Consider the following 17842-nt stretch of genomic DNA (forward strand, 5'->3'; position numbering starts at 1 on the left):
AAGGATCGTCCAATGTCGTTGTCCGGCAAGACCGCCGTCATCACGGGTTCCAACTCCGGCATCGGCCTCGGCATTGCTCGGGCCCTTGCGGAACAAGGGGCGAGCGTCGTTCTGAACTCTTTCACCGACCGGGATGAGGATCATGCGCTGGCCGCCGAAATCTCGAGGGACCACGGCGTCGAGGTCCGGTACATCGCCGCCGACATGGCGGACGGCCAGGCCTGCCGCGATCTGATCCGCCAGTCGGGCGCATGCGACATCCTAGTGAACAACGCCGGCATTCAGGTCGTCTCTCCGATAGATGAGTTTCCAGTGGATGCCTGGAACCGGGTCATTGCGATCAACATGAACTCGGCCTTCCACACCACGGCTGCGGCCCTTCCCCTGATGCGCAAGGCGGGATGGGGCCGGGTCGTCAACGTGGCTTCGGCTCATGGCCTGAGGGCGAGCCCGTTCAAATCGGCATACGTCACAGCCAAGCATGGCGTGGTGGGTATGACGAAGGTGGTGGCGCTGGAAACGGCTCGCGAGGCGATCACGGCAAACGCCATATGTCCCGGCTACGTCCTGACACCCCTCGTCGAAGCGCAGATCCCGGACACGGCTCGCGAGTATGGGATCAGCGAAGATGAGGCGATCGAGAAGGTTATCCTGCTCAAGCAGCCTTCGAAGGAATTCGTGACAGTCGAGCAGATCGCGGGGATCGCGCTGTTCCTCTGCTCGGATGCGGCAGCGCAGGTGACGGGAACGACGATCTCCGCTGACGGCGGCTGGACCTCCCAGTAGCCGGAAACAAAAACGGCGGCCCGTGTGGGGCCGCCGTCCGCGAGCGAGGTATCGACCTTCGCTCAGAACACTTCGCCAGACGTGCCGCCGTCATCGGCCGTCGCGATCGCGACGATGATGGCAAGCAGCAGGAGTGGAATGATGAAACCGCCGGAAGAAGACGATTCTTCGGCGATCACTTCGGGTTCCATCACGGGCTCCGCCATTCCGCCAGCGAAGACCGGTGCCGCGGCGACCGAGAAGCACATGGCTACGATCAGGGCTGTGGACTTGAATTTCACTTTACCGTCTCTCTTTGCTACGCCGCCGGCCTTCTTTGACCGATCGGACATGTTACCCCATACCGACGCTCGCCCCTTGAGACGGGCGCTTCCTGAAGCCTCCGACGGGGCAGCCGGTGCTTCGGCATCGCGTGACAGGCCAAGGCGCTGCCGGACAGGACTGCGCCTGCACGCCAATCGAATGACAATGCGGATGAGCAGCCCCCAAGCGCAAGTATAGAGCGGTTTCCTGCTGGCGCTACAAGACCTCGGGGGAGCGTGGCATTTCCGCTACGACATGCGGCAAGAATGCTTCGGTATGGGTCAGGACGACCCGGCGCGCGCCGCCGGCGGTCGGACTTCACCGATCGGAGTGGGCCTCGATAGGGTGCTGTCCGGGTAGACGAGACCGGCGGAAATCACGAGCTTCGCTGCATCCTCGACCGTCATGTCGAGCTCGATCAGATCGCGCCGCGGCACGAAGAGAAGGAAGCCCGAGGTCGGGTTTGGCGTGGTCGGCAGAAAGACGGTCGCCACGTCGTCTTCACTGGGCAGTCGGCGCAGGATCTCGCCTTTTGCCGAGGTGGAGATGAAGCCGATGGCCCAGATGCCCGGGCGCGGATACTCCACGAGGCAGCACTTGTCGAACGACGTCTCGGACTGGGCGAAGACGGTTTCGGCGATCTGCTTGAGACCCTTGTAGACCGATCGCACGACGGGAAGGTTCTGGACCAGGCTTTCGGCCCACCTGATGAGAGACTTGCCGATGATGCCCTTCGCCATCCACCCGATCACGATCGTGAAGATGAGGAAGACGAAGACTCCGACGCCCCGGATGTTCAGGCCGACGTACTGGTCCGGCCGCAGCCAGACGGGAACGAAGGGAAGGACCCAACTGTCGACCCAACCCGCCATGGTCCAGATCAGCCAGAGCGTCAGACCGATCGGAGCGATCACGACGAGTCCCGTGAGGAACGAATTCCTCAGCCATCCGAAGATGGTGCGGCGCCGGCGCGTCACCTCGTCGTCGAATCCCTTGCTCATGCCTCGGTCCAAGATGGTACGGGCCACCCTAGGCGGCGACGCAGTCTGTCACAACGGCTAGTGTCGAAATCCTTCGTTTCTGTCGAGCCGGACAAGCTCGGCAGCGATCCGGGCGGCGCAGCGTGCGTTGTTCAGCACAAGCGCAATGTTCGCGTCGAGCGAACGGCCGGATGTCAGTTCGAAGATGCGCTGCAGGAGAAAGGGCGTGACCGCCTTCGCGGAAATCCTTCGGTCGCCGGCTTCCCGCATTGCCTGCGCGATGACCGGCTGCAGATCGGCGGCGGCGATCTCGGCATCGACGGGGATGGGGTTGGCGATCAGGTGACCGCCGGCCAAACCGAGAGTTCGACGGGCGACGATGGCCCGCGCGACGTCCAAGGCCGACTCCATTCTCAAAGGCGAAGGCAGACCTGAAGAGCGCGACCAGAAGGCGGGAAAGTCGTCCTGGCCCAGGGTGATGACCGGGACGCCGAGCGTTTCGAGCACCTCCAGCGTCTTCGGGATGTCGAGGATCGCCTTCGCACCTGCGGCAATCACCGCGACGGGGGTCATCGACAGTTCGCGCAAGTCGGCCGAGATGTCGAACGTCGTCTCGGCGCCCATGTGGACACCGCCGATACCGCCCGTCGCAAAAACCTCGATGCCTGCAAGATGAGCCGCGATCATCGTGGCGGCGACCGTCGTGGCGCCGGGACGCCCTGAGGCAACACCTGCGGCAAGGTCCGCCCGGGACAGCTTCGCCACGTCTTTCTCTTGCGCAAGGCGGTCGAGATCGGTGTCACCCAGACCCACCTTCAGAACGCCGTCGAGAATGGCGATCGTGGCAGGCACCGCCCCTGCATCCCGGACAGCGGTCTCTACAGCGCGCGCGGTCTCGACGTTGCGGGGGAAAGGCATTCCGTGCGTGATTATGGTCGATTCGAGAGCGACGACCGGTCGTTTGTCCTTCAGCGCTTGCGCAACCTCGGGATCGATATCCAGGAAATCGGTCATGTGGCAACATCTCCGGCGACATGCGCGGCCGCGGCGGCCAGAGCCGTGGCAAGCGCGGTCTCTCCCGTTTCACCGCGTGCCTCGGCGGCGATATGAGCGGCCATGAATGTATCGCCGGCGCCCGTCACGCGCGTGACGAGGACCTGCGGAGGTTCCGCGGTCAGAACGCTGTCGGATGTGGCAAGCGCGGCGGTGCGCCCTCCATCCGTCACCAGAGCCCGCGCCGCGCCCCTGTCGAGAAGCCCTGAAGCCGCCGAGGGCGCGTCCTCGAAGCTTCGGTGACAGAGAAGGCCCGCCTCCTCGAGATTGACGTAGAGCGTCACCGCCGGCACCGGCAGAAGCGGCAGCAACCGTTCAGCCTTGCCGGGCGATGCGGGAGCGACGCGCAGGTCGCAACGGGCGAAAAGGGGGCTTTCCGCAATCTCGGCCAGTAGAGCCTCGGTCAAGTTGCCGTCCAGCGCCACCGGTCCGGTATATGGCTCTGCTGCCGAACCCAGTCGTCCGTCCGAAAGCGGGCGCAAGATCTTGTCTCCGGCAGCCTCAAGCGAGTGAGCGTCCGCAATCGCCGCAATCAGGCCGTTCGCGCCCTCGACGGCCATGTAGATGTCCGTGGGCAGATCCTCCGAGCGATAGAGGTGGTCCGTCACCAGTCCCAGCCGTTCGGCTGCGGCGACCAACTCGTCCCCCGCTTCGTCGCGTCCGACGGCAGTCAGGAGCAGGGGCCGCATCCCGAACCTGCGCAGCGTCATCGCCACGTTCATCGCGACGCCGCCCGGCAACCGCGTGATCCTGCCGGGAACGTCCGAGCCCAGCCGCATCACGGCGCCGGATCGTCCGATCACGTCCCAGAGGACCGAACCGATGCAAAGAATTTCGCCGCCCATCATGTGCGCGGGTTTGGCGCGAAGGCGGCACCGAGGCAAGCGTGCTTCGGCGTCATTCGGCAATCCCTGTCTCTGCACGCCACGCCGCCCAGTCCTCTGGCGTGTCGAGATCGCGCACGGCCCGGTCGTCGGGAAAGCGGACGAACTCAACCGCCTCGCCCGCCAGCGCTTGGCGACCTCCGTCGTCTCCCGCGAGGTCAAGAAACCGACGTGCGACACGGTGCGGCAGGAAGAGAGGCGTGCCCGGCCGAGCGTCGAGAACCGTGCCGCCCCGAACGACGCGGTCCCCGTCGAAGGACCTGAAGCGTTGGAGAACCTCGATCAGCTCTCCCGCGCCGATCCCTGGCACGTCAGGTAGAAGCACCGCCAGCGCCTGTCCGTCCACGAGAAGCCCCGCCGCCCGCCGAAGCGAAGCAGACATCCCTTCCTTGTGGTCGGGCACATCGACGATCGCCACCGGGACGTCCCCAAGACAGGCGCGGCGGGCCGACGGGCCGGGCGGCAGCGTCACGGCCACGGCGCATCCCGTCGCCGTCGCTGCAACCGCCTGCCGGCGAAGCAGCGCCTCGCCCTCGATCGTTTCCAGAAGCTTGTCACCGCCCCGCATCCGTGCCGAGGCGCCCGCGGCAGGTATGACGACGAGAGGGCTCACCGTTCCGGGATCAGGCCGCGTGGACTGAACCGAAGGACCAGCAGAAGGATGATGCCCATGGTCAGAAGCCGCATGTGCGCCGCGCTGTCGATCAGATGCGCCTTGAGCGGCGACCCGTCGGCCATCCCCGCCGTCACACCCTGTAGGAGGATCAGGCCGAAGGGTTCGACCATGATCCACAGATACCAGATCAGAAGCCCGCCCAGGACCGCGCCGAAGTTGTTGCCCGATCCGCCCACGATGACCATCACCCAGATCAGGAAGGTGAAGCGCAGGGGTTGGTAGGTGCCGGGTGTCAGCTGGCCGTCGAGCGTCGCCATCATTGCGCCGGCAAGCCCGCAGACCGCCGAACCAAGGACGAAGACCTGCAGGTGCCGTGCAGTGACGTCCTTGCCCATAGCCTCGGCCGCGACCTCGTTGTCGCGGATCGCCCGCATCATCCGGCCCCAGGGCGAATGGAGCGCGGACTGTGCGAGCCAAAGGAGGAACAGGAGGACGGAAAGGAAGAGGCTCATATAGAGGAGCTTGACCATGATCGAGGAGGCGGTGACCGGGTCGAAGCCCCAGGCGTTGACCCTCTCGACGAAGGACGGATCCTGCTGAAGGTTGATCTCGTAGGGCACGGGACGAGGGATGCCGATGACGTTCTTCACGCCGCGGGCCAGCCAGTCTTCGTTCTTCATCATCGCGATGATGATCTCGGCGATGCCGAGCGTCGCGATGGCGAGGTAGTCCGACCGTAGGCCGAGCGCGGTCTTGCCCACGGCCCAGGCCGCACCCGCAGCCAGCAGGGCGCCGACAGGCCAGGCCAACAGCACAGGCAGCCCGAGCCCACCCAGATAGCCGGTCGACGCCGGGTTCACCGACTCGACCGCCGCCACGCCGGGGTCGAAGACCTCGCGGAAGACGAAAAAGCCCGCAATCAGGATCGCGACCATGACCAGCGCGCGGAGCGCGCCTGCCGGCAATCTCTTCCAGGCGAGCGCCGCCGCGACGATGGTGGCAAGCCCGAGGGCGAGGCCTCCCACGATCCGCAGTCCTCCAGCCGCCCAGGCCTCGTTGACCGGGGGCATGGACACCACAACCGCGCCGAGCCCGCCCAAGGCCACGAAGCCCATTATGCCGACGTTGAAGAGGCCGGCGTACCCCCACTGCATGTTGACCCCAAGCGCCATGATCGCCGAGACGAGGCCCATGTTCAGGATGCCGAGCGCGACGTTCCAGCTTTGCGTGACTCCCGTCGCCGCGATCAGGATGAAGACGCCGAGGAAGAGAAGAGCATCGCGGGATGTCAGGCTCATACCGATTTCCCCTTGAAGAGACCCGTCGGGCGGAACAGCAGCACGATCACGAGGATCGCAAACGACACCGCGAACTTGTAGTCCGTCGAGAGCAGTTGAACGAGGCCTTCAGGCTCCCACCACGGCACGACGTACCCCACGACCTTCTTCCAGGCGTAGGTGATCGTAACTTCCGAAAAGGCGATGACGAACCCGCCGGCAATGGCTCCCAGAGGACTGCCGAGGCCGCCCACGATGGCGGCGGCGAAGATCGGTAGCAAGAGCTGGAAATAGGTGAAGGGCTTGAAGCCCTTGTCGAGGCCGTAGAGAGCGCCGGCGATAGTGGCCAGCGCCGCGACGATGATCCAGGTGATTCTCACGACGCGCTCGGGGTCGATACCTGACAGAAGTGCGAGATCCTCGTTGTCGGAGAATGCACGCATGGACTTGCCGGTCCGCGTCCGGTTCAGGAACCAGAACAGCGCGACGACCACGATGATGGCGACGACGACGGTCAGCATCGCGGTCGACTTGACCGCCAGACCTTCCTGTAGCCCTGTCATCTCCTTGAAGTCACGGGCCGAGATGAGGAAGCGGGCGCCATCGTCGAACTGTTGGTCGTCGACGCCGATGATGAAGCGCACGAGGCCGTTCGTGATGAACATGACGCCCATGCTGACGATAACGAGGATGACGGGCGCCGCCTTTTGCTCCCTGTAGAACCTGTAGACCAGTCGATCCGTGACCAGGACCAGAAGCGCGGTAAACGCGATCCCGAAGGGCAGGGCCAGGAGGGCCGTCGGCAGGGGCCCGAGCGATACGCCCAGGCCCTGAAGCCACCATGTCACGAGGATGGTCGCCATGGCGCCGAACGCCATGGTGTCGCCGTGCGCAAAGTTCGAGAACCTCAGGATGCCATAGATCAGCGTAACCCCGAGGGCGCCGAGCGCAAGCTGGCTGCCGTAGGCCACGGCAGGCACAATGACGAAGTTCAGAAGCGCGACGAGCGCGTTCAGCAGGTCCATGTCACTCCTCGTCCGCGGGTCCGGCCCGCGCTTGTCGTCCTGTCGCGGTCAGAGCCTCAGCCATCTCCGCAGATAGCGGTCATAGCCCCGGCAGTCACCCGTCCGAGTGGCATCGCCACTCGATGCCTTCAGGCTCAGGGCTGCGCGCCCGTCGTCCCTCAATCCGATCGCAAGAGTCGAACCGCCGGTACTGGTTCGGATCATCACGTCCCGTTCGTCGGTACCGCTGATCGGCTGGACCGAGGCGGCCATCGTATAGACGCCGTTCATCTCCATCTGCACCCGGAAAAGTCCGGGGCGATCCCGCAGCGAGGGCTGTGGCGCCACGCTGACCAGGATTGCCTGTTCGGTATCGGTATTGCCCGGAAACTCGCACTGTATTGCCTCCGGTTGCCCCGCCTGTAAGGGCCCTGTCAAAAGCATAAGAACCAATGCATTCAGCATTGTCCGTACTCCCAATTTGCGCGGCCGTCCCGTGCCGCGGTCCCAATTGTCCGGCCGGCCACTTTTGGGTCCGGTCCGGTGCTCGACGTGCCCGGGTTCTCCCGGGTCTCCCTGACTCCCGGGCGTCAGCCGCCCAGGAACGACTGGCGGACCTCGGGGTCCGCCAGAAGTGCCTTGCCGGTGTCGGTGAAGGCATTCGCCCCCTGCACCAGCACATATCCCTTGTCCGCGATGGCGAGCGCCTGGCGCGCGTTCTGCTCGACCATGAGGATCGAGATCCCGCTCCGCGCCACTTCGATGATGCGGTCGAATAATTCGTCCATGACGATCGGGCTTACCCCTGCCGTCGGTTCGTCCAGCATCAGGACACGAGGACGCGTCATCAGCGCGCGTCCGACAGCGACCTGCTGACGCTGACCGCCGGAAAGCTCTCCCGCCGCCTGACGCCGCTTTTCCTTCAGGATCGGAAACAGGTCATAGACCTGAGCCATCGTGCCCCGAATATCATCGCGCCGAAGGAAGGCGCCCATCTCGAGGTTCTCCTCGACCGTCATCGACGTGAAGATGTTCGACGTCTGCGGCACGAAGGCCATGCCTTTCGCGACCCGGTCCTGCGGGCTGAGATGAGTTATGTCCTCGCCATCCAGCCGCACCGAGCCTTCGCGCAGGTTCAGCATCCCGAAGACCGCCTTCATCGCCGTCGACTTGCCGGCACCGTTCGGTCCCACGATCACAGCGATCTGACCCTCGTCGACGGCGATGGTGCAGACGTGCAGGATGTCGGCGCCCCGGCCATACCCTCCCGTCATCTGCTCTCCGATCAGGAAGGGGAGGCTCATGCGCCGCGCTCCAGCCATGTGAGCGATCCCGGCGCCATGCCCTTGAACTTCGGCGCATCCGCAAGCGGTGCCACCAGAAGAGCCGTCCCGTCCGGCAACTGTCGCTTGATCGAGTGGTAGAGCTTCGAGCGCGTGCGCGTCGTTCGGATGAGGAGAAGATTGGGCTTGAGCGAATGGTTCGGCTCGTCGAGCGTCACGTCGACAGCATTTGCACCGTGCCAGACCAGGAAAAGATCCCGTGCGACCGTCACGCGGACACCCCGGCCGCGTCCTTGTTCTTCAGTCCGGTGCCAAGATAGGCCTCGATGACCTGCTCATTGGACTTGATCTGGTCGATGGTGCCTTCCGCCAGGACGCGACCTTCGGCCATCACAATGACCGGATCGCAGAGGCGCGCGATGAAATCCATGTCGTGTTCGATCACGCAGAATGTGTATCCGCGCTCGCGATTCAGCCGCACGATGGCGTCGCCGATGGTATTCAGAAGCGTCCGGTTCACGCCTGCGCCGACCTCGTCGAGGAAGACGATCTTCGCGTCGACCATCATGGTCCGACCAAGCTCCAGAAGCTTCTTCTGTCCGCCGGACAGGTTGCCGGCCTTCTCGTCCTTCAGATGGTCGATGGTCAGAAATTCCAGCACCTCGTCGGCCTTGGCCTGTAGTTCGCGCTCTTCCTCGAGGATGCGTTGGCGTCCGATCCAGGCGTTCCAGATCGTCTCGCCGGACTGGCCCCCGGGAACCATCATCAGATTCTCGCGGACGGTCATGGACGAGAATTCGTGTGCGATCTGGAAGGTGCGCAAAAGTCCGCGATGAAAGAGATCGTGCGGCGGCAGACCGGTGATGTCCTCGCCTGCCATGAAGACGCGCCCCGATGTGGGCGGAAGCCGCCCCGCGATGACATTGAAGAGGGTGGTCTTGCCCGCGCCGTTCGGACCGATCAGGCCGGTGATGGACCCCTGTGCGATCTCCAGAGACGCGCCGTCCACGGCATGGAAGCCGCCGAAGTGCTTGTGGAGGTTCTCGACCCGGATCATCCCCGTCCCATGTCCTGCCCCGATGGTGCCCGGCCCGGGGTCGTTGCCCCGGGCCGGATCGTGTTGTCAGCGATACTGGGCGGTGACTTCCTTGCCGCCTTCGTACTTGATCTCGCGATAGTTGCCGGCGCTTTCGCCCGGACCGATCAGCTCGACGGCAGAGGCCCCGACGTAATCGATGTCGCCACCCTCTGCGAGGATCTGAAGACCCTTCGCAAGTTCGCCCGGAAAGATCTCTTCTCCGGGAGCGTTCGCGACGTCCATCACCTTTGCCTTGAGGTCGGCCGAGTTCGACGACCCGGCGGCCTGCATCGCCAGCATGATGAGTGCTGCCGCGTCATAGCTTTCGGGCGAGAACGGACCGGTCGGGTTGAAGCTGTCGCCGACCATGTCGATGTACATCTGCGAGCCGGGGCTGTCGGTGCCCGGAACGTCGGCGGTCGAACCGTCGAGCTCGGCGCCGAAGCGGTCGACCAGAGCCTGACCCGTCATCCCGTCCGGGAAGTGGAAGACGTCGAACGCGCCGGCGTCGATGGCCGCGCGAGTGACGCCCGAACCGCCGCCGTCGACATAGCCCGCGACGACGAGGATGTCACCGCCGGCAGCCGCAAGGGCGCCGACCTCGGCCGCATAGTCCGCCTTCTGGTCCTCGTGCGCGGCGTTGATCGTGATCTCGCCGCCAGCCTCCTTGAAGGACGCCTCGAAAGCATCCGCCAGACCCTTGCCGTAGTCGTTGTTGACGTAGGACACCGCAGCGCTCTTGTAGCCGAGGTCGGTGAGAATGTCGCTGATGACCTGGCCCTGGCGTGCATCGGACGGCGCCGTGCGGAAGAACAGGTCGTTGTCTTCGGCGGTGGAGAGGCCCGGCGAGGTAGCGGAGGGCGAGATCATCACGATCCCGTTCGGCACGGCCACGTTCGACAGGATCGCGCCGGTGACGCCGGAGCAGTCTGCGCCGACGAGCGCACTGACCCGGTCCGACGTGATCAGCCGCTCGGCCGCGGACGTCGCGGCGGCGGCGTCGATGCAGGTCGAGTCCGCGCGGATGGGCGTAACGGTGGACCCGTCGAGCAGCGCGCCCGAGTCAGTCACTTCCTTCATCGCAAGTTCCGCGCCGGACGCCATGTCGGGCGTGATGGATTCGAGCGGGCCCGTGAAGCCGAGGATGATACCCAGCTTTATGTCCTCGGCCTGGGCCGCGCCCGCGCAGAGCGCTGTCGCCGCCGTAGCCAGAAGAAACTTTTTCATATTGTTAACTCCCTGTTGGACCACATGTCCTGGCAGGCAGCCTAGAACGGGGAATTTCGATTGAAAAGCCCGGCGTTGAGGCAGTCGAGTGGGGCAAACGCTATTCCATGAGGCCTTCCGGAGGATCGGCCACCAGCCGTCCGGCGCCCAGATCGACGGTCGGCACCACCTCGCGCGTGAACGGCAGAAGAACGGGCGCCTTCTGTCCGGGTACCTGGATCTCAAGAAGGTCGCCCGCGCCGTGGTTCAGAACGGCGCGCACGCGGCCGATTTCGACTCCGCCCGTGTCGAACACGGCAAGGTCGATGAGGTCGGCGTGGTAGAATTCGTCGTCCGGCAGGGCGGGAAGCCTGTCTCGGGGGGCGTAGAGACGGACACCGCGCAGGGTGTCTGCCGCCTCTTTCGTCGTCACGCCGGTCAGCCTGGCCGCGAAGCCACCCTTCACGGGACGGGCGAGGGTGACAGCCCAGGACGCTTTGCCGTCCTCGGACGACAGCGGTCCATAGGTCGCGATAGCCTCGGGCTCGGCGCAGAAGCTCTTGAGCCTCACCTCGCCGCGAACGCCGAAGGAGCCGGCTATCGCGCCCACGCAAACCGTCTCGCTCATCTCGTGGCCTCGCGCCCTTCGTCGGGCGTCAATGTCCCAAGGGCAAGGCGCGACGGGCGGGCGACCGCCGCCCGTCCGCCACGGAAGCCAAGGATGAGATTGCCTGCCATCGAAGGGAGCGGATTACTCCGCCGTCTCCTCGGCTGCGGCTTCTTCTGCCGGGGCAGCGGATGCCTCGGCGGCGGCTGCGGCCTTGCTGGCTCGCTCGTCGGCGCGCTCCTGCGCCTTCTTGCCCGGCTTCGCCTTGTCGGGGTTGCTGCGGGTCTTTTTCTCAATAACGCCAGCGGCTTCCAGGAAGCGTGCGACGCGATCGGTCGGCTGGGCGCCTTCGCTCAGCCAATGCTTCACGCGCTCGACGTCCATCTTGATGCGGTCCTCGGAGTCCTTCGGGAGGAGCGGGTTGTAGGTGCCGAGCTTCTCGAGGAAGCGGCCGTCGCGCGGCATCCGGCTGTCGGTGGCGACGATGCGGTAGAACGGGCGCTTCTTCGAGCCGCCGCGGGCAAGGCGTATTTTCATGGCCATGGTCTGTGTTCCTCTTCTTCTATTTCTGATGTTGAAGGTGATGCTGGATGACTTCCTGAATGACGAAGTTCAGGAATTTCTTGGCGAATTCCGGGTCGAGGTCCGCTTCCTTCGAGAGCCACTCGAGACGTTCGATCTGCTGGGCTTCGCGGTTCTTGTCGGCGGCCGGCAGCTTGTGCTCGGCCTTCAGCCGTCCGACCGCCTGCGTGTGCTTGAAGCGCTCGGCCAGCGTGTAGACGAGGATCGCGTCCAGCCGGTCGATGCTGGCGCGGTGGCCGGACAGGAGTTCGGCGGCGCGGGTGGCGTTGTCGGTCATGGAAGGGTCCTCGAAGGGCGAAAACGGCCGTCGGTATCACGTCGGTATTGCGTCGGTATCGCGTCGGTGCGGATTTCGGTCATGTCCGCGCCCCGGGGTTCCGGTGACGGAAGACGCGGACATCGGCGTCGTCCCAGTCCGCGGGCGTCTCGTCGGCGGCGCCGAGGCGCCGCGCCAGGGCCAGCGAGCGAGCGTTCGTCGTGGCGATGTAGCTGTCGAGCGAGGCGAGGCGAAGCTCGCGGAAGGCCCAGTCCCGGACGGCGACGGCGGCCTCGAAGGCGTAGCCCTGCCCCTCGGCGGTCGCGAGGAACAGGAACCCGAGTTCGACGTCCCGGTCGCCGGGTTCGAGGCCAAGGAGGACGAAGCCCAGAAGGTCGCCTGTTGCGCGCTCCTCGACCGACCAGCCTCCGTGTCCGTGGAGCATCCAGGAGGACGAGAGCGATATGAAGTCGAACCACGCGGCTTCGTCGTCCATCGGCCCGCCGATGTGGCGGCCGCGTTCGGAGCCCACGATCCGGAGGTAGGCGTCGAAGTCTTCGAGGCGCGGGGCGCGGAGGCGTGTCCGCTCGGTCTCGAGGTGCGGCACGCAGGCCGCGAACGTCGCGGCGATCGCCTCGGCGGGGCCGGGGGTGGCGGAGAGGTGGCGGGCCGTCATGCTGCCGCTCCCTTTCCGGAGCCGATCTCGTCAGGAGCAAGATGGACCCAGATGTCGAGAACCCCATACTCCGCGTGGTCGTGGGTGCCGTCCTTGCGACAGCCCATTCGTTCGGCCAGACGGGCCGACCTGAGGTTGTCGGGGCGGATCAGGCTGACGACACGCGTCCAGCCGAGCACATCGTAGGCAAAGCTGCGAGACGCCTCGGCCGCTTCGCGCGCGATGCCGCGGCCTTCCGCAGCCTCGTAGACCGTCCAGCCGATCTCAGGCTCGGGCCAGTCGAGCGGATGATAGAGACCGACGATGCCGAAAGGCTCGTCCGTCGCGCGGTCGGCGACCATCCAGCGGCCGTAGCCGCGCAGGTGCCACTGGCCGACGACGCTTTCGAGGTGATGGAAGCTGGAGACCGCGTCGAACGGACCGCCGACGATGCGCGCCCCGTCGGACGCACGGAAGGCCAGATGTGCGTCGAGATCGGACGCCTTCGGCAGCCGCAGACGCAGACGCTCGGTTTCGAGTTCGGGAATGTGGAAGCCGACGCTCATGCCGCACCCGGAACAGGATGACGGAACACCAGCGCGGCGGGCAAATCGGCCTCGCGGCGCATGGGCGGTGTGGCGTCGTCGTCGCGCTGCGCACCCAGCCGCCGGGCCAGGGCGATGGATCGCGCATTGCGCGGGTCGATGTAGCTGACGACCGTGTCCCAGCCGAGGACGCGATAGGCGTGATCGACGCAGGCCCGAGCGGCCTCGTGCGCGATGCCCTTTCCCTCGCAGTCCGGATCCAGAACCAGCCAACCGACCTCGCGTTCCGGCCAGTCGACGGGCTGCCAATGCCCGACCATCGCTATCGCCGTCTCGCTGCCCTTCGGAACGGCCGAAAACATGCCGAAGCCGCGGAGGGCCCAGTGGCCAAGTTCGGTGGCGAAGAAGTTCCAGGCCGCCCGTGGCGTCAAGGGACCGCCCACATGGGTCGAGCGCTCGGACCCGTAGAACGCGACGAAGTTGTCGGCGTCCGCCAGAACAGGCGCACGAAGCGTCAGGCGCTCGGTCTCGAGGACAGGGGTATCGGCCAGGTGCGGGGTCACTTCTTCTTCCCGAACCCTGCGAGGCCAGGAGGCAGTTGCGCGCCGCCGCCGAGGCCGGGAAAGCCGCCGGGCATCCCACCAAGCTGCTTCTGCGCCGCTTCGATCTCGGCCTGGCTCGGCATCCCGCCGCCGCCACCTGCGCCGCCCTTGCCCATGAGGCCGCCGAGTTGGCGCATCATGCCCTTCTTCCCCATCTTGCCGACCTTCTTCATCATGTCCGCCATCTGGCGGTGCATCTTGAGAAGCTTGTTCAGGTCAGCGACGTCCATACCGGCACCGGCAGCGATCCGCTTCTTGCGGCTGGCCTGGAGGATCTGGGGGTTGGCGCGTTCCTTCTTGGTCATCGAGTCGATCAGGGCGATCTGCTGGCGCAGGATCTTGTCGTCGAACCCGGACTCGTTCATCTGGGCCTTCATCTTGCCCATGCCGGGGAGCATTCCCATGATGCCCTCCATGCCGCCCATCTTCAGCATCTGGTCGAGCTGACCCTTCAGGTCGTTCATGTTGAAGAGGCCCTTCTGGAACCGCTTCATCATGCGCTCGGCCTGCTCGGCCTCGAAGGTCTCCTGCGCCTTTTCGACCAGGGCCACGATGTCGCCCATGCCGAGGATTCGGCCTGCGATGCGCTCGGGCTCGAAGGTCTCGATGGCGTCCATCTTCTCGCCCAGACCGACGAAGCGGATGGGTTTGCCGGTGATGGCGCGCATCGACAGCGCCGCGCCGCCGCGCCCGTCGCCGTCCATCCGGGTCAACACGACGCCGGTCACGCCGATCTTGTCGTCGAATTCGGTCGCGACGTTGACCGCGTCCTGGCCGGTCAGTCCGTCGACGACGAGAAGTGTCTCGCGCGGGTTGGCCACGTCGCGGACGGCGGCGGCCTGGGCGATAAGTTCCTCGTCGATGTGCAGCCGACCCGCGGTGTCGAGCATGTAGACGTCGTAGCCGCCGAGCGACGCCTGCGTCTTGGCGCGGCGGGCGATCTGGACCGGGTCCTCGCCCTTGACGATGGGGAGGGTATCGACGCCGATCTGCGCGCCGAGGATGGCAAGCTGTTCCATCGCGGCGGGGCGGTTGGTGTCGAGCGAGGCCATGAGGACGCGCTTGCCCTCACGGTCCTTGAGCCGCTTGGCGAGCTTCGCCGTCGTCGTCGTCTTGCCCGAGCCCTGGAGGCCGACCATCAGGATCGGGGCGGGCGGGTTGTCGATCTTGAGGACGCCGGGGTCGGTGTCGCCCTTGAGGATATGGACCAGTTCGTCGTGGACGATCTTGACGACCTGCTGGCCCGGCGTGACGGAACGGGTGACGGACTGCCCGGTCGCCTTTTCCTGCACGGCGGCCACGAAATCGCGGGCGACGGGCAGCGAGACGTCGGCCTCGAGCAGCGCCACGCGGACCTCGCGAAGTGCGGCCTTCACGTCGTCGTCGGACAGCGCGCCCTGTTTGGTCAGCCGGTCGAAGACGCCTGAAAGGCGATCTGACAGGTTCTCGAACATCGCTCGGCTCCTCTGCCTCGTTGATCCCTGGCCCGGAGATAGGTCCGGACCGCCAAAACGCCAAACGCCCCCACGGGCGCGACGCGCTGGTGGGGGGCGATCCCATGCGGAGCACGGGACCGGGAGGACTGTCTCTCCCGGAGGTCGGGCGGGGGATAGGCGCGCCGTGTCCCGCTGTCAAGCCGGAAGGGCCCGCGCGGGCCTTGCGCCCCTGTCGGGATCCGGTGTCTATGGGCGGGCTTTCCCACTAGGAGCAAGACCCTGGTCACCAACGCCCCCATGGCGCCGGTCTCGACGGCGGACCCTGTTGCGCTGAGAAACGGACGCGGCCTCGCGCTCATGGCGGCCGGCATGTTCCTCTTCTCGGCCGTCGACACGCAGGCCAAGTTCCTCACCGAGACCATGCATCCGGTCCAGATCGTCTGGATCCGGCAACTCGGACTGCTGATCGCGGCGTTGGTTCTGATCGTTCTGAAGGGACCGCAGCTTCTGGCGACGACGAGCCCCGGGATGCAGATCGCGCGCGGGGCTTGCGCGGCGGCGTCCGCGACGATCTTCATCTTCGCGGTGAGTTACATTCCACTCGCCGATGCCGTGGCGATCAGCTTCGTGGCGCCCTTCATCGTGACGATCATGGCCGCGTTCCTGCTGCGCGAGCCTGTGGGGATGCGGCGGTGGATCGCGGTCGGGGCGGGCTTTCTCGGGACCCTCGTCGTCATCCGCCCCGGCTTTGGCGTCATGCATCCGGCTGCCCTTCTGGTGATCGTCGCGGCGACGTTGTTCTCGGTCCGGCAGATCATCTCCCGGGCCTTGTCGCGCACCGACAAGACCGCGACGACCATCGCCTATACCGCCTTTGTCGGAAGCGCCGTCCTGACCATACCCCTGCCGTTCATCTGGCGCTGGCCGGAGACCGGCCTCGAGATCGCGCTCTGCGTCAGTATCGCGGTTCTCGCGGCCCTGGCGGAACTTTGCGTGATAAAGTCGCTCGAGATCGCTCTCGCGGTGGTCGTGGCGCCGGTTCAGTATTCGCTGATCATCTGGGGCACGATGTACGGCTATCTCGTCTTCGGGCAGTTTCCCGACGGATGGACCTGGGTCGGCACGGCCATAATCATAGGGACGGGGCTCTACATGCTTCACCGCGAGCAACTGGCCAAGAGGCGTGCCGCCGCCGGTCAGAACGGGGCGATGTCGTAGCCCGCGCGCTCCAGCGATCTCAACACGCCGGATTCGCCCGACAGGTGTGCCGCGCCGACGGCGATCACGGCGTTCTTGCCGTCGACCATGTCGACGATCAGCGGCTCCCAGGACTGGTTGCGGCCGACGAGGAGCGACTGGTTGACCTCCTCGAACATCTCGGCGCCGTTTTCCACGCCCGCATCCTCGATCTGGATGCGTCCGAATTCCCAGGCCTCGCGGACGCGACCGTCGAAGTAGGCCTCGATCAGCGTCGAGGTCGACGCGTTTCCGTCGGCCTGCGTTTCAAGCGTCACCCGAAGCCCGTCGAGCTGCGCGTCCATCGGCTCGTCCGAAAAGAGTTTCAGAAGCGCCTCGGCGTCGTCGAGGGTCGCGACCTGCACCTGCGCGTCGGTCGCGATGATCTCGAGCTGCCGGTCGAGGCCGACCTGGCCTTGCTGGAGCAGCGTCATCGCGCATGGCGGGACCGCAAGCGTCATCGACAGATACCAGGGCTGGAACTTCGCTGCCATGAACCCGGGGACGCCAATGGCCGAGAGGCGATCCGTGACTTCCGACCACTCGGCTTCGGTCAGCATGTCGATCAGGGTCGGGCCCTCGGTCAGAAAAAACATCTCGGGCTTCGTGGCCGCCAGCGTGGCGAGCCCTGCCTCGTCTTCGGCAGATGCCTCGAGGATCAGAAGGTCCGCCGCCCGAACCTCTGCCTCGAGCGCATCGACCAGGGGTTGGAGACGAGGATCCGGAAGGTGAATGGTGCCGACCACCACGACGTCGCTGCCGTCCTTCGAGGCGCGGAAAAGCGTGCCTTCGGCGAAGGGATGCTCGGCGACCAGCGCGTCGAGCCGGGCCTTCTGCGCGGCGTCGAGGCCTGCGATAAGGTCTTCGGTGCCGCAACTCTGTGCGGCGGCGAGACCGGGTGCGAGGCTCATCGTCAGGGCGGACAGGGCGGCGGCTAGCACGCGGATCATGCGGTTGTCTCCAATCTGGTCCACTGTTATCTGGCGACGATCCTTGTCATAAAAAAGGCATCGCAGGAATGTGATCCTTGCCGTTGACACGCAGCCAACCTTTGCCTATCTGCAGCTCGTTAGCACTCTGCCCTGGCGAGTGCTAAAGGGAGAAATCTGAACCAAGGAGCGTTCAAAATGGCATTTACCCCGCTTCACGATCGCGTCCTCGTCCGCCGCGTCGAGGGCACCGAGAAGACCAAGGGTGGTCTGATCATCCCCGACAACGCCAAGGAAAAGCCCGCCGAGGGCGAGGTCGTTGCGGTCGGAGCCGGCTCGAAGGACGAAGACGGCGATCGGATCGCGATGGATGTCAAGGTCGGCGACCGCATCCTGTTCGGCAAATGGTCGGGCACCGAGGTCACCATCGACGGCGACGAGCTTCTGATCATGAAGGAAACCGACATCCTCGGGATCCTCGAAGCCGCCTCCGCCGTGAAAGCCGCCTGAGCGGTCTTTCCGCA

23 protein-coding genes are annotated in these 17842 nt (G+C 65.5%); 3 read left to right on the forward strand and 20 right to left on the reverse strand.

The window, feature by feature from the left end; all coding sequences use genetic code 11:
• The first annotated feature begins 12 nt into the window (after positions 1–12).
• Positions 13–786, forward strand: coding sequence for a 3-hydroxybutyrate dehydrogenase (locus C8D95_RS01170; RefSeq protein ID WP_109757316.1), 774 nt, complete (start codon positions 13–15; stop codon positions 784–786).
• A gap of 62 nt (positions 787–848) precedes the next feature.
• On the opposite strand, the gene C8D95_RS01175 is transcribed toward C8D95_RS01170, so the two are convergent.
• From C8D95_RS01175 to ffh, 19 genes are all read right to left on the reverse strand, one after another.
• Positions 849–1067 carry a hypothetical protein gene (locus C8D95_RS01175; protein WP_338143047.1) on the reverse strand — a complete coding sequence of 73 codons (219 nt, stop codon included), beginning with the start codon at positions 1065–1067 and terminating at the stop codon, positions 849–851.
• Positions 1068–1370: 303 nt separating this feature from the next.
• Positions 1371–2090: a DUF502 domain-containing protein gene (locus C8D95_RS01180; protein WP_109757317.1), complete on the reverse strand. Its 720-nt coding sequence runs from the start codon at positions 2088–2090 to the stop codon at positions 1371–1373.
• Between the two features lie 57 nt (positions 2091–2147).
• Positions 2148–3083: a pseudouridine-5'-phosphate glycosidase gene (locus tag C8D95_RS01185; RefSeq protein WP_109757318.1), complete on the reverse strand. Its 936-nt coding sequence runs from the start codon at positions 3081–3083 to the stop codon at positions 2148–2150.
• Complete coding sequence (locus C8D95_RS01190; RefSeq protein WP_109757920.1) at positions 3080–3970, reverse strand: PfkB family carbohydrate kinase; 891 nt, start codon at positions 3968–3970, stop codon at positions 3080–3082. The genes C8D95_RS01185 and C8D95_RS01190 overlap by 4 nt, the downstream gene beginning before the upstream one ends.
• A 49-nt stretch (positions 3971–4019) precedes the next feature.
• A complete protein-coding gene (locus C8D95_RS01195) occupies positions 4020–4619 on the reverse strand; it encodes a nucleotidyltransferase family protein (protein ID WP_109757319.1) in 600 nt (199 codons plus the stop codon).
• On the reverse strand, positions 4616–5920 hold the full coding sequence (locus tag C8D95_RS01200) for a branched-chain amino acid ABC transporter permease (RefSeq protein ID WP_109757320.1): 1305 nt from the start codon (positions 5918–5920) through the stop codon (positions 4616–4618). Before C8D95_RS01200 ends, C8D95_RS01195 begins: the two co-directional genes overlap by 4 nt.
• Complete coding sequence (locus C8D95_RS01205) at positions 5917–6924, reverse strand: branched-chain amino acid ABC transporter permease (protein ID WP_109757321.1); 1008 nt, start codon at positions 6922–6924, stop codon at positions 5917–5919. The genes C8D95_RS01200 and C8D95_RS01205 overlap by 4 nt, the downstream gene beginning before the upstream one ends.
• 48 nt (positions 6925–6972) lie before the next feature.
• The gene (locus tag C8D95_RS01210) at positions 6973–7368 is read right to left on the reverse strand and encodes a hypothetical protein (protein WP_109757322.1); all 396 of its coding nucleotides are present in this window, start codon (positions 7366–7368) and stop codon (positions 6973–6975) included.
• Between the two features lie 125 nt (positions 7369–7493).
• On the reverse strand, positions 7494–8207 hold the full coding sequence (locus C8D95_RS01215; protein WP_109757921.1) for an ABC transporter ATP-binding protein: 714 nt from the start codon (positions 8205–8207) through the stop codon (positions 7494–7496).
• Positions 8204–8458 (reverse strand): hypothetical protein, encoded by a 255-nt coding sequence (locus C8D95_RS01220; RefSeq protein ID WP_109757323.1) that lies wholly within the window; start codon positions 8456–8458, stop codon positions 8204–8206. Before C8D95_RS01220 ends, C8D95_RS01215 begins: the two co-directional genes overlap by 4 nt.
• Positions 8455–9243, reverse strand: a complete 789-nt coding sequence (locus C8D95_RS01225) for an ABC transporter ATP-binding protein (RefSeq protein ID WP_109757324.1) — start codon at positions 9241–9243, stop codon at positions 8455–8457. Before C8D95_RS01225 ends, C8D95_RS01220 begins: the two co-directional genes overlap by 4 nt.
• A gap of 66 nt (positions 9244–9309) precedes the next feature.
• The gene (locus C8D95_RS01230) at positions 9310–10491 is read right to left on the reverse strand and encodes an ABC transporter substrate-binding protein (RefSeq protein ID WP_109757325.1); all 1182 of its coding nucleotides are present in this window, start codon (positions 10489–10491) and stop codon (positions 9310–9312) included.
• A gap of 100 nt (positions 10492–10591) precedes the next feature.
• On the reverse strand, positions 10592–11098 hold the full coding sequence (rimM, locus tag C8D95_RS01235; protein WP_109757326.1) for a ribosome maturation factor RimM: 507 nt from the start codon (positions 11096–11098) through the stop codon (positions 10592–10594).
• 123 nt (positions 11099–11221) lie between these two features.
• Entirely contained in the window at positions 11222–11620 is a 399-nt protein-coding gene (gene rpsP / locus C8D95_RS01240) for a 30S ribosomal protein S16 (RefSeq protein WP_109757327.1), read from the reverse strand.
• A gap of 19 nt (positions 11621–11639) precedes the next feature.
• Positions 11640–11936, reverse strand: a complete 297-nt coding sequence (locus tag C8D95_RS01245; RefSeq protein WP_109757328.1) for a chorismate mutase — start codon at positions 11934–11936, stop codon at positions 11640–11642.
• Between the two features lie 79 nt (positions 11937–12015).
• A complete protein-coding gene (locus tag C8D95_RS01250) occupies positions 12016–12591 on the reverse strand; it encodes a GNAT family N-acetyltransferase (protein ID WP_109757329.1) in 576 nt (191 codons plus the stop codon).
• Positions 12588–13136, reverse strand: coding sequence for a GNAT family N-acetyltransferase (locus C8D95_RS01255; RefSeq protein WP_109757330.1), 549 nt, complete (start codon positions 13134–13136; stop codon positions 12588–12590). Before C8D95_RS01255 ends, C8D95_RS01250 begins: the two co-directional genes overlap by 4 nt.
• Complete coding sequence (locus C8D95_RS01260; protein ID WP_241239777.1) at positions 13133–13678, reverse strand: GNAT family N-acetyltransferase; 546 nt, start codon at positions 13676–13678, stop codon at positions 13133–13135. Before C8D95_RS01260 ends, C8D95_RS01255 begins: the two co-directional genes overlap by 4 nt.
• Entirely contained in the window at positions 13675–15171 is a 1497-nt protein-coding gene (ffh, locus tag C8D95_RS01265; protein ID WP_109757331.1) for a signal recognition particle protein, read from the reverse strand. Before ffh ends, C8D95_RS01260 begins: the two co-directional genes overlap by 4 nt.
• Positions 15172–15450: 279 nt before the next feature.
• On the opposite strand from ffh, the gene C8D95_RS01270 reads away from it, so the two are divergent.
• Positions 15451–16371: a DMT family transporter gene (locus tag C8D95_RS01270; RefSeq protein ID WP_241239778.1), complete on the forward strand. Its 921-nt coding sequence runs from the start codon at positions 15451–15453 to the stop codon at positions 16369–16371.
• Here C8D95_RS01270 and C8D95_RS01275 read toward each other — a convergent pair.
• Positions 16350–17339 (reverse strand): TraB/GumN family protein, encoded by a 990-nt coding sequence (locus C8D95_RS01275; RefSeq protein WP_126918475.1) that lies wholly within the window; start codon positions 17337–17339, stop codon positions 16350–16352. The genes C8D95_RS01270 and C8D95_RS01275 overlap by 22 nt on opposite strands.
• A gap of 177 nt (positions 17340–17516) precedes the next feature.
• On the opposite strand from C8D95_RS01275, the gene C8D95_RS01280 reads away from it, so the two are divergent.
• Positions 17517–17828 (forward strand): co-chaperone GroES, encoded by a 312-nt coding sequence (locus C8D95_RS01280; RefSeq protein ID WP_109757333.1) that lies wholly within the window; start codon positions 17517–17519, stop codon positions 17826–17828.
• The last annotated feature ends 14 nt before the right edge of the window (positions 17829–17842 follow it).

Origin of the sequence: Silicimonas algicola, from assembly GCF_003148765.1 — a bacterium.
In the GTDB taxonomy this organism is placed as follows: domain Bacteria; phylum Pseudomonadota; class Alphaproteobacteria; order Rhodobacterales; family Rhodobacteraceae; genus Silicimonas; species Silicimonas algicola.